The sequence below is a fragment of the Pseudomonas sp. 15A4 genome (assembly GCF_016925575.1).
In the GTDB taxonomy this organism is placed as follows: Bacteria; Pseudomonadota; Gammaproteobacteria; order Pseudomonadales; family Pseudomonadaceae; genus Aquipseudomonas.
On the sequence record NZ_CP068986.1, the window covers coordinates 1,159,366 to 1,171,387 of the forward strand.

At 60.7% G+C, this 12,022-nt stretch carries 8 protein-coding genes and 1 pseudogene; 2 read left to right on the forward strand and 7 right to left on the reverse strand.

The window, feature by feature from the left end; translation table 11 throughout:
- Positions 1 to 2: 2 nt before the first annotated feature.
- Complete coding sequence (locus tag JN403_RS05190) at positions 3 to 881, reverse strand: amino acid ABC transporter permease (protein ID WP_205485834.1); 879 nt, start codon at positions 879 to 881, stop codon at positions 3 to 5.
- Between the two features lie 302 nt (positions 882 to 1,183).
- Between JN403_RS05190 and JN403_RS05195 the strand changes: the two are divergent.
- Positions 1,184 to 2,148: pseudogene (locus JN403_RS05195) on the forward strand (LysR family transcriptional regulator).
- Between the two features lie 164 nt (positions 2,149 to 2,312).
- Here the strand turns inward: JN403_RS05195 and JN403_RS05200 are convergent.
- Complete coding sequence (locus JN403_RS05200) at positions 2,313 to 3,005, reverse strand: HAD-IA family hydrolase (protein ID WP_205485836.1); 693 nt, start codon at positions 3,003 to 3,005, stop codon at positions 2,313 to 2,315.
- 215 nt (positions 3,006 to 3,220) lie between these two features.
- Here JN403_RS05200 and JN403_RS05205 point away from each other — a divergent pair, with 215 nt between their 5' ends.
- Complete coding sequence (locus JN403_RS05205; RefSeq protein WP_205485839.1) at positions 3,221 to 4,708, forward strand: YdgA family protein; 1,488 nt, start codon at positions 3,221 to 3,223, stop codon at positions 4,706 to 4,708.
- A gap of 197 nt (positions 4,709 to 4,905) precedes the next feature.
- On the opposite strand, the gene JN403_RS05210 is transcribed toward JN403_RS05205, so the two are convergent.
- The 5 genes from JN403_RS05210 to JN403_RS05230 form a co-directional block, all read right to left on the reverse strand.
- A complete protein-coding gene (locus tag JN403_RS05210; protein WP_205485841.1) occupies positions 4,906 to 6,036 on the reverse strand; it encodes a mechanosensitive ion channel family protein in 1,131 nt (376 codons plus the stop codon).
- A gap of 165 nt (positions 6,037 to 6,201) precedes the next feature.
- Positions 6,202 to 8,013, reverse strand: coding sequence for a J domain-containing protein (locus JN403_RS05215; protein WP_205485844.1), 1,812 nt, complete (start codon positions 8,011 to 8,013; stop codon positions 6,202 to 6,204).
- Between the two features lie 5 nt (positions 8,014 to 8,018).
- Positions 8,019 to 9,713, reverse strand: coding sequence for a molecular chaperone HscC (locus tag JN403_RS05220; protein ID WP_205485846.1), 1,695 nt, complete (start codon positions 9,711 to 9,713; stop codon positions 8,019 to 8,021).
- Between the two features lie 156 nt (positions 9,714 to 9,869).
- Positions 9,870 to 11,024, reverse strand: a complete 1,155-nt coding sequence (locus tag JN403_RS05225; RefSeq protein ID WP_205485848.1) for an epoxide hydrolase family protein — start codon at positions 11,022 to 11,024, stop codon at positions 9,870 to 9,872.
- Positions 11,021 to 11,941, reverse strand: a complete 921-nt coding sequence (locus JN403_RS05230) for an NmrA family NAD(P)-binding protein (RefSeq protein ID WP_205485857.1) — start codon at positions 11,939 to 11,941, stop codon at positions 11,021 to 11,023. The genes JN403_RS05225 and JN403_RS05230 overlap by 4 nt, the downstream gene beginning before the upstream one ends.
- Positions 11,942 to 12,022 lie beyond the last annotated feature (81 nt).

Consider the following 12,022-nt stretch of genomic DNA (forward strand, 5'->3'; position numbering starts at 1 on the left):
ACTTACGAACGCTTGCCGGCGCCGCGGGCAAAACGCAGCTCCAGCCGGCTTTGGCCGAACGACAGGACCGTCACCACTGCCAGGTACCAGATGCCCGCGACGATCAGCAACTCCATGACCCGGGCGTTGGCGTAGTAGATGTTCTGCGCGTTGTGCAGCAATTCGGAATACTGGATGACGCTGGCCAGGCTGGTCATCTTCACCATGCCGATGAATTCGTTGCCGACCGGCGGGATGATTACGCGCATGGCCTGGGGCAGGATCACCCGGCGCAGAGCCTGCAGGCGCGGCATGCCGATCGACTTGGCGGCTTCGTACTGACCGGTGTCCACGGACAGCAAGCCTGCGCGCACGACCTCTGCGGTGTACGCGCCCTGATTGATGCTCAGGCCCAGCAGTGCGGCCACGAAGGGTGTCATCAGGCTGACCGTGTCGATCTCGAACACGCCGGGAATGCCGATGACCGGGAAGATAAGCGCCAGGTTAAACCACAGCAGCAACTGCAGAATCAACGGCGTGCCGCGAAACAGCCAGGTGTAGGTGATCGCGACGTAACGCAAAATCGGATTTGCCGACATGCGCATGATGGCCGTGACCACGCCGATCACCACCCCGAGCACCATCGCCAGAATCGACATGACGATCGTGTTCAGCAGTCCCCACAGAATGGCCTCTGAAGTCAGGAACTGGCCGATGTAACTCCACTCGATCTGCCCGTTGGCAAACGCACGGGCCAGGCCGGCGAGTGCAACAATAATCAGGGTCGCGAAGAAAATGCGCCCGTAATAGCGGCGTGGGACGTGTTCGTACTGGGTGATGTCGAACGCGTTTTCGGTCTTTCTGCGCTCGGCTTGCAGCTGCTCCGCCTGATTCTGATTCATGTGTCTCTCCGAAGCTGTGTGCAGACCGCGCCTGCCTGATCTGGGCAACCCTACCCAGCCTCCGCCGCAACGCAGGCCCGCCGCTGCAGCATGGAATCGTCCTGGATAGAGGGCAGTTACGAATTTAAAGTCCTGATCAAAGTGTCAGGTTATTTAATGTTGGATCCGCTTTCGGCCTATGTAGCGAAGTGCCGCGTGCGCGGTTGCCAATCAGGTTTTTCTGTGTTCATTATTATCAACCGGGCACGTATTTGTTGTGAGTCAGAGCCTGTTGAATCCAATAGGCGAGGTCAATAAGCATTATGGAAACTCCACTTTCCAATTCTGGAAACGTGCCGCCTAAACCGGGAATGCGACCCCCTCTTACTCTCAGCGGAATGGACTTCAAGCTGTTGCGGGTGTTTCAGGCCGTTGTGGAGGCGGGTGGCTTCAGCGCCGCCCAGAACGAGCTGAACGTGGGCCTTGCAGCCATCAGCAAGCAGATTTCCGACCTCGAAATTCGTATCGGCATGCGCCTCTGTACACGAGGCCGGGAAGGGTTTCATCTCACTGAAGAGGGCAAGCTTGTCTATCAGGCGGCTATCGAATTGTTCGCCTCGGTGGACAGTTTCCGCGACCGGATTAGTTCAGCGCAAAACGAGTTGATTGGTGATTTGAGTATCGGCGTAATTGATAACACCCTGACCGATGAAAGTTCGCCGCTCATTGCCGCGCTTAGAGCAATGCACGATGAAGCGCCCAAAGTCAGACTGCGCCTGCAAGCGTCTCAACTGGATGAAGTCGAGCGCGCAATGGTCGAAGGGCGCGTGAGTCTTGGCATCGTGCCGGTGTATCAGCGGCGCGAAGAGTTTGATTATTTCGAGCTGTACGAAGAGACCTCCCACGCCTATTGCGCAGTAGGGCATCCGCTGTTCGAGGCGGATGAAAGCACCCTGGGCATCGATAGCCTGCGCGCATTCGATATCGTGAACCATCGCTATGCGATTCATCGCGACAAGGCGAGCTTCGTCAATTACGACAGCCAGTGCGCTTCGGCCTCACAAGTCGAAGCGGTCGCCATGATGATCCTGACCGGCCGCTTCATCGGCTTTCTCCCCGAGCACTACACGCGCAATCTGATCCGCGACGGCCTACTCCGCGCCTTGCGCCCCGACCTGATCTTCCTGCGCACGCCCGTCAACCTCATCCTGAGACACAACGCCCCCGAAGCCCGCTGGTCAAGGCGTTCGCGCGGGCGTTGGGGGTGGATTTGCGGGTTGGGGTGTAGCGTAACTATCACGCGATTGCCGCGAACGTGAGCCCGATGGCGTGCAGCCAACACCGTCCCTGTGGGAGTGAGCTTGCTCGCGAAGCCGCCTTTTCGAGCGCGGGAGATTTGGCAGATGTGCCAACCTCATCGCGAGCAAGCGCGCTCCTACACCTATAGCGTGATCAGCGGGAAAACCCCGGCAAACCCCAATCCTCCAGCGGAAACTCGGTCAGCGAACCCAATATCAGGTCCGCATGCGCGTACTGCTCGATCGGCATGTGCGAGTCTGGCACGGCCACGGCGTACATCCCTGCGGTCTTGGCAGCGGTGACGCCAAAAGGGGAATCCTCAAACACAATGCAATCCTTCGGGTCCACGCCCAAGTGGCGCGCTGCAGCCAGGAAGATATCCGGCGCAGGCTTGGCCGCCGTGACCTCGGCGTGATCCGCCGTCACCACGTCTCTAAACAGCTCAAACCAGGCGCGGTGATTGCTCGTCTTCGCGTGGAAATAGTGAAGGGATGAGCTGGTGCCCACCGCGATCGGAATGTTGTGCTCGGCAAGATGCCGCACCAGTGCCTCGGCGCCACGCATCGGCACGGCGTGCGGGAAGCGCTCGTCCAGCATCGGTTGGCGAACGGTCAGGAACTCCTCGGGAGACATCGGCAGCTCGAGTGCGCTGATCACGTATTCGGCGAAATCCTGAGAGCCGCGGCCAATGGAATGCTGCTTCACGGCCCAGTCGAACGTCTTGCCATACCGCTTGGCGATGATGTCGGTCACCTCGGTATAGATGCCTTCGGTGTCCAGCAGCAGGCCGTCCATGTCGAAGATCACCGCTTTGACCGGACCCTTGGGCTTTTGCACTTCGCTCATCTCATCGATCCCGTTAGCAAATTGGCGTCCAGCCTAACGCTTCGGCGAACGCCGTGGCTAGGCGCAACGGCTGCAAAACGTTCTCGCCAAGTGCTAATCTCGCCGGGCTCTCGGCAGCGCAAGGTGCTGCACGGCCGCTTTGTGTGGCGCCGAAACCCTCCGGGGTCAAGGAAGGCAAGACCTCTCTTCAAGAACGGACATCTTCGAGTCGACACATGAAAAAATCAGTCAACATCGCCGTAGGCGTCATTGTGGTTGCGGGCGTTCTTATCACCGCAGGCGCCTGGTACACCGGAAAACGGCTGGAAGGCGCGCTCAACGACGCCATCCAGCAGGGCAATCAGCAGCTTCAAGCTGCGTTTGTCGGCCATGAAGGCAAGGCGAGTGTTGAGCTCCTTTCTCTGGACCGCCACTTCTTCACCAGCACCGCGCACTACAAGCTGAACATCCAGGACCCCAAATTCAATGACGGTCAGCCGGTCGAGCTGCTGTTTGTCGATAACATCGAGCACGGCCCACTGCCCTGGAGCCGCGTAAAGTCGCTGCAACTGCTGCCGGTGATGGCGGCCAGCAACATGCAGATCGAAAAGAACGCCTTCTCCGAAAAATGGTTTGCCATGACCAACGGCCAGCCGCCGCTGACCGGCCACTTCAGCATGGGCTACGACCGCGCCGCATTGGGTCGTGTTGAGTTGCTGCCGTTTGAATTCACCGATCAGACCGGCGCGTTCAAGTTTTCCGGTTTCACCCTGAATGCCTCGGGCTCGGGTGACGGCCAGAAGCTCGAAGCCAACGGTGTACTGGGCAGCGTCGACGTCACCGCAACTTCCGAAGAAGGCCCTGTGCACCTGACGCTCAAGGACTTCACCTTCAACACCGGTGGCACCAAGGGCAAATCGGGTTTCTACCTGGGTCATACCGACGCGAAAATCGCCTCGGCGACATTCCAGGCGGCGGGCCAACCGGCCATTCAGCTCAAGGACTTCGTCAACACCAGCCTGTTGCAGGAAGTGGAAGGCAACTTGAATGCTCAGGTGACCTATGACGTCGGCAACATCAGCTTCAACGGCAGCGACATCGGCGCCATGCAGATGCTCTGGAAGTTCGGCAATTTCGACATCGCGTCAACCCAGGCGCTGATGAAGATCTATCAGGAGAAAGTTCAGCCTCAAGCCCAGGCCGCCGCAGCGATGGGTGAAACCTACACGCCGCATTTGAGCCCGGCTGATGAGGCGCTGGTGCAGGCCGAGGTCAGCAAACTGCTGAGCGCCAAGCCGCACATCGAACTGGAGAAGCTTTCGCTGAAAACAGCCAGCGGCGAGAGCCAGTTCAGCTTGTCGATGGACCTGGGCAACCCTTCGGCGCTTGATCAGCCGGGTGCGGAATTGCTCAAGCAGTTGCTCACTCAGCTTGACGCCAAACTGGTGCTCTCCAAGCCGATGATCAAGGACCTGGCCGCACTGCGTGCCAAGTCTGCCGGTCTGACCGACCCTGCCGCCATCGCGCAACAGGCGCAGGGCGCAGCGGAATCGGTGGGTGGCATGGCGGTCATGTTGCAAGTGGGCAAGGTCGAGGGCGACAACATCGTCTCCAGCCTGCATTACGCCAACGACGTGGTGGACTTCAACGGCGTGAAGATGCCGGCGCAACAGTTTGCCGCAATGATGATGGGCAAGTTTGTGATGTTCAGCGGCGGGCAGTGAATGGGCGGCGTGGCGCCCATTCGGGCGCTACGCCACCTGTCTTTTGTGGGAGATCGCCAGCCCTCCTGATGCCGCGCGGTCTATCAGCAGACGCTGTCCACGTGGGAGTGAGCTTGCTCACGAAGAGGCCTTTTATCCGCTGAGTCTTTTGCGCTAGAAACGCCGCCTTCGCGAGCAAGCTCGCTCCCACAAGGTGTTCAAACCGGCGGCTGGCGCGCGATTTCTGTGGGCGCTTCGTGGCCTTCGCGCTCCGGCTGCACGGTGCGCGAGGACATCTCCGCACGCAGCTGAGGCAGGCACTGCGGATATTGCCGGGCGACGAAACTGATCAGCCGCTCGCGCATGTGGCATCGCGCATCCCAGCTGCGTGATGAGTCCGCCGAACTCAACAACACCCGCAATTGCATCGCCTTGGCGGTGGTGTCAGTCACCTGCAACACGCAGACGCGGCCATCCCAGAGGTGCGGGATTTCCTTGCAGATGCGCTCCGCCTCTTCGCGCAACTCCTCCAGTGGCAACGCGTAATCCACCCACAAAAACACCGAGCCAATCAGGCTCGACGTGCTGCGGGTCCAGTTCTGGAAGGGCTTCTCGATGAAGTACTGCAGCGGAATCACCATCCGCCGCTCATCCCAGATCTTCAGCACCACGTACGTGCCGCTGATCTCCTCGATGCGACCCCACTCACCCTCAACGATCACAACGTCATCCAGGCGAATCGGCTGAGAGATTGCGATCTGCAGCCCTGCGATCAAGTTGCCCAGCACCGGCTTGGCGGCGAAACCGGCGGCCAGTCCTGCGAGCCCTGCCGATGCCAGCAGACTCGTGCCGATCTGTCGCACTGGCGGGAAACTCATCAGAATCAATCCGGTGCCGAACAACAGCACCAGCACATTCAGGCAGCGCACCAGCACCCGCACTTGGGTCTGGATGCGGCGGGCCTGGAGATTGTCTTCGATGTCCAGCGGGTTTCGGATCGCGACCGCTTCGCCGATGGCCTTCACGCAACTCAGCGCCAGCCAGGTGAACCCGGCCACCACCAGCATGCCGTTCAGATGCCGCACGCCGTTGATCAACATCAGATCATCGGGGGCGGAGGTCCAGACGGTTTGCAGGGCCAGTAGCGGGATCAGCCACAAGGTCGGCGGCTCGGCGCGATGGAGGAGCTGCTGGGCGAAGACGAAGGATTTCGCGACGCGGCGGAGCAAGACCAGCGCAATCCAGCGTCCCAACAGTGCGATGCCAATCGCGACGGCGGCGGCCACGAGGGTGTTGAGCCAAGGCAACGGCAATGCGTTCAGCCAGGCTTCCGGAAGTACGTGTTCCATAGAGGGGTCACCAACAGGACGGTTCAAAGGCAAGAGGTGTGAGCTCCCTCAGCGCTCATTGTTCCCCTGATCAACCCGGCGTCTTAGAAATCGTGACGGGCTGGAATCAGCGAGCCAGAGCATCCGACACGTGTACTCCATGTCGAATGCGCTGGCCAGTCCAGACTAATGGCCGGGCGACGCCTGACTGTCCAGTTCACGCTGCAACCGGGTTCGAAGCCGCCAGCACTGGCTGATCTTCTGCTCTCGCGAATAGTTCGCGCAACGCTCAGGCAGCACCGCGTTTCTGCACTCCTTGTCCATTAAATCCATTGCCTGCTCGCTGCTGCAATCAAGCTGGCCGGGCAGCGCTTTCGCAACTTGTCCGGAGCTGGAGGTCGGCACCGGCTTCGGTGCCAGCGGGTAGAGACTGAAATAGATCGCAGAGGCCGCGATGACGATGATCGACAGGAATATTTTGCGCGCGTTTAGGTGCAGGAACGTCCTCACCGCTTCGCGAATCGGGGCGTAAATCTGCGGGTGGCGATAGGGCGACAGAAAGATCCAGGCCAGCATCAGCAGCGTGTAACACATCCCAGGGGCAAGGCCTTGAGACGAGATCAACATCCCGGTCAGCACCAGCGGCACGCCGTGCCGAATCAGGAGTGCCTGCGACGCCGGCCAATGCAGCCACTCCGGAAGCAGCAGGTCGCTGAGCCATTCATCTGCGTCTTCGATTGCCAGGCACACCGGGCGCCAGCCGCGCATGGCAATCTCGGACAGGAAACTCATGAAAAGCGGGAACAGCAGTAATGTCAGCGCCACTCCCACGCCATCAGAAATGCCTTTCATCATCTGGTCTGGAATCACGTAGAAGGCCGTGAAAAGTACCCAGCCGATCCATATCCAGACAGCCGGGTTCATCGGCTCAACCCGCAAGGTTCGCCAGCTCTGCAGATCCGCCTCGGGGAAGACGTCGAGCATTTCCGGATAGCGATTGTTGCTCGTCGAGCACAGGCGCTCGCAGGCGATCCATACGTCCGCGCTGCAGAATCTCGCCAGTCGCAGCCGATCGACCTTGCGCCCCGGCTGGAGCACCAGCCGCGCTGCCTTCTCTTCGACGCTGTCAGTCTTGCCGCCCGCCAGCAGGCGCTGCCAATGTTCGATGTAGGCGTACTTCTCGCATCGTTCGATCAAATTCCGCCAGATAAACTCCGGCTCGGGAAATACGCCCTTGCGGTCGTCCCAACCAAAAAGCTCGCAGACCCTGTCGAACAGCGCAGCCGTCCAGCCTTTGTGATTGTGCAGAAAGAACATGACCCAGCGCTGCAGCTGATCGCGGCGTTCCAGCGAGGCCAGCCACGGTTGCTGAGCCAGCGCCTGCAACGCCGCAAGAAACTGGCGCTCTTTGCCTTCGGCCAGCGCGCGTTCGAGCCGCGCGCCTTCGCTGTCGAGCAGCCGCTGGGTCAGCTGGATTTCCCGGTCTGCGCTGATGCGTAACGACTGCCAGGGCGTCAGCCATTGCAGCTGGTTGATAGCGGCTTCAAGCACATCGCCGTTAGACGAATTTGCTTCCAGACACCGATCAAGCAAGCGTTGCTGGAAGGGCAAATCGCAGCCTTGTTCCACAGCGCGCTGATGCTGGCGCGGCAGATTTTCTGCGGTGGTCTCTTCCACCAGCACGCGTGCAGCCTGCCGCGCCATGGCTTCGGCATCCGGTGCCGGCTGAACCAGATCGGCCGTAGTGTGCGCTGACGTTACCGTCTCGACCGAGTGCGCCGATGTCTGGCCGATGGTCACCGCAGGCGAGTCGAACTCATCGTCTTCGTCGGCACGATTTCGCGACCAATCAAGCGCTCGCTCGTAGGCTTCCCGCAGGCGCTGAAACGCCTCCGGATCCTCGTCCGGTCGTGTGACCTTCAACAGTTTTGCGTATTGACGTTTGACGGTCCGCTCATCGGCATCGTCGTTCAGGCCCAGCAAAGTCCAAGGGTTCATGGCGCTTACCATTCCCCTCGCTCGAAGCGTTCGACCTGCTCGGTCAGCCGCTTGCGCACCTCGCTGATCTGCCGTTCATCCTGGGTTTCGAGCACGTGCTGAAACTGGCTGGCCCATGCCCCGACCATCTCGCGCGCCTCACCCAGGTACTCCTGATACAGACGCTCGAGCTTTGCAGTCATGTGCGTGTTCACTTGCTGCTCGCGAGGATGCGTCTTCAACGAGTCGAGGGCTTTAAGGCGCTCCTGAATCTCGGCAGGCGTCAGCACGCCGGGGTTGTTTTCGATCACCAGCGTATGCGCTTCTCCGGTCATCGGAATGCGCACGTCGGCTTCGAGAATGCCGTTGTTGTCGTAGGTAAACCGCACGTCCAGGTTGACTTCACCAGCAGGACGGCGAGGCACCTTGATCTCGAGTTCGCCCAGGGCCACGTTGTCCTTCACCTTGCGGCTCTCGCCCTGAAATATCCTCACAATGACGAATTGCTGATGATCGCTCAGGGTGCTGACAGTCCTGACCCGGCTCACCGGAACGACGGTATTGCGCTCGATAATCGGCAGGTAATGGCCGCTTTCGAAATGCTCGCCGATGCGTTGGGTGGTCTCGATGCCCAGCGTGTACGGGCACACATCCGTCAGCACCACTTCCTCCAGCGCCGAGTCGCGCGCTTTCAGGGCGGCCTGAATTGCTGCGCCTTGAGCGACCACCTCGTCGGGGTTGAGCGTGATGGACGGGAAGCGGCCGAACAGGCTGGCCGTCAGTTTACGGATCAGCGGCATGCGCGTGGTGCCGCCCACCAGCAGGATTTCATCCAGATCGGCAACACGGATGCGCGCGTCACGCAGCGCTCGTTCAATCGGGGCGCGCAGACGGTCCAGCAGGGGCGCGTAGAGCTCGATCAGTTGCTCCTGGGTCACTGGCTTGCGCCACTCGCGATCGCCATGACGCAGCACGAAATCAACACTCGCTTCCTGCCCCAGCGCTTTACGTACGCGCTCGGCTTCGCGGCGAAGGGATTGCTTCACCGTCAATGCAGGTGGAAATTCACTCTCTTGCTTGTGCAGCGCCACGAAATGCTCAAGCAGCACATTGTCAAAGTCCTCGCCGCCGAGGAAGTTATCCCCGGCGCTGGCGCGCACCTCCATGACGCCGTCGAACAGCTCCAGGATCGACACATCGAATGTCCCTCCGCCCAGGTCGAACACCAGAAACGACGTCTCGCCTTCTTTCTGATGCAGCCCGTAGGCCAAGGCTGCCGCGGTCGGTTCATTGATGAGTTTCTCGACCTTCAGGCCCGCCAGTTCGCCGGCCACTTTTGTGGCCTTGCGCTGCGCATCGCTGAAATACGCCGGCACGCTGATTACCGCTTCAGTCACCGGCTCGCCGAACGCCCGCTCGACGTCTGCTTTCAGGCTTTTCAGCACCAGCGCCGACAGCTCTTCCGGGCGATATTTGCGCGCGCCGAGCTTCACTTCATGCGCGCTGCCCATGTGCCGCTTGAACAGCGCCGTGGTTGTGCCCGGATGAGTTTGCAGACGTTCCTGGGCTGCCTTGCCCACCAACACCTGTCCGTCGTCATCCAGCCCGACGACGCTGGGCGTCAGCAGTTCACCCAGCGCATTGCTGACCAGTTGCGTGCCGCCATCGCGCCATACGGCGACCAGACTGTTGGTGGTGCCGAGATCTATACCGACGATCATGCCGAATATGCTCCTTGCGGGACTGCTGTGTGACTGTCCGAATAAATGAAAATGACGCTCTAGGTAAGGCGTATCGGCGACAGGTGGCGCGGCTTTAGACAGAGCATTGGACGATGACGGGCTGGCGGCGGCAGGCGGCAGCGCGCGGCGGATACATTAACGGAGCAGGCGAAAGGTCTCTCGCACATGCTCGGTGAGCGTTGTCGGGTTCTCCATGGCAGCGAAGTGGCCACCGTGCTCGGCCTCTGCGAAGAATCGCAGGTCGTCGAAACGCGCCTCTGCCCAGCGCCGGGACAGACGAAGTAGCTCGCCCGGGAACATGCTCACGCCTGCCGGGATGGGTATGGCGCGTGCAGGGCCTTGCTGTTGCATTTCGCGCATCCCTTCCCAATAGAACCGGACCGAGCTGGGTCCCGCATTGGGCAGCCAGTACAGCATGATGTCGTCGATCAACGCATCGACCTCAATGACTCGCTCGGGCTCTGCGCCGCTGTCGGAGGCATCCTGGAACAGCGCGTAAATCCACGCCGCCAGGCCAACGGGCGAATCTGCCAGGCCGAAGCCTATCGACTGCGGCCGGGTGCTTTGCACCTTCATGTACCCGGACAGCTCTCGCTCATAGCGTTGCGCATCAGCCAGCATGCGTTGCTCTTCAGGGGTGGCCTGCGCGATTTCATCTTCAGTGGGTTGGTACATCACCATATTCAGGTGAATACCGATCAGGCCAGGCGGACGCATGTGCCCAAGAGCGGTAGTCACTGCCGCGCCCCAATCCCCACCCTGGGCGGCCCAGCGCTGGCCATATCCCAAGCGGTCCATCAATTGCGCCCAGGCCGAAGCGGTCTTGCCTACGCCCCAGCCGGGTGAACGTGGTTTATCACTGAAACCAAACCCTGGAAGTGCGGGGATCACCAAATGGAATGCATCGCTGGCGTCGCCGCCATGGGCGGTCGGGTCGGTAAGTGGCCCAACCATCGCCCTGAACTCCAGAATGGAGCCAGGCCAGCCGTGGGTCATCAGCAAGGGCAGGGCGTCAGGGTGGGGCGAGCGTATGTGAAGAAAGTGAATGCCAAGACCGTCGATCTCAGTCCGGCTGCTGTTCCATTGGTTGAGCTGCGCTTCAGTCGCGCGCCAGTCATAACCGTTGCTCCAGCGTTCGACCAGCGCGCGAAGGCGTTCAAGCCGTGGCCCCTGGCTGTTGTCGGAGACGGTTTCCGGGTCAGGCCAGCGGGTTTGCGCCAGGCGCTGGGCCAGGTCGTCGAGTTGCGCCTGGGGAATTTGAAGAGGAAACGATTCGATAGGGTGTGTCATTGCTTGATCCCTTGCACATGAGTACGGGCCAATATGTCACGGACGGATGCCCATTCACGTTGGCCATAACGGTCGTTGTCCAGATTGAGCAGCTTGCCGCGCCCACTCATCATGTCTCGCAGGTATTGCATGCCTTGCCAGGCGGGGAAGGGCTTCTCGCTGGCAGGCGTGAGCGCACGCACCATGTAGATCAGGGCGGACAGCGTGCCGATATTCCCCGGGCGCAATGTGCGGTAGCGCTGCCCGGTCAACGCGGTGAGGATGTTGGCAATCTGCGCGGGGGAGACGCTGTTGCCGGCAATGCGCAGGAAACGCGGCGTGTTGTGATCGAGCGCGGCATCGGCAGTGAAGGCAGCGACGTCGTCCTTGGCAGTGAAGTCCAGCAGCTGTTGCGCGTCGCCGAAATGCAGCACTCGGCGGCCGGGGAGCACAATAGGCGCGTCGCCTTCGAGCAGCTCCAGAAAGCCACCGTTGAGGATTGAGGTGACGGCGATGTCGGCTGTATCGAGACGGGTGGCGAAGCGTCGGCGAAGGTCCAGGTTGCGGTTCTCCCCAGGACGGGTGCGGGTGTAGTCGAGCGAATAATCCGAGGGAATAAACCTGGGGACCCCAGCGGCAACAGCGGCCTGCAACAGCCTGCCTTGCTGCTCGATGATTACCGCTTCCAGGCCGTTGAGCGTGGACACCACGCAACCTGAGCCGGCAATGGCGCCGCGCAGGCCTTGAGCGTCATCCAAGGAAACGGGCGTGACGGTGACGCCGCTGCTGCGCAGACCCGTCAGCCGGGCTTGTTCAGTGCCTGGCCTAACCAGCGCGAGGACATGGGCGCCGCGCTTAACCAGCGCCCGGACTACGCGTTGGCCCAAGTCTCCTGAGGCGCCGGCAACCACAATGGGTAAAGCAGTCGTGTGATCCACAAAGCGCCTTCCTGGTCAGTTTAAAAGGGTAGAGGACGGCGCATGCCTGCGTCGATTTAACTGAACGTTACCGTTTAATTG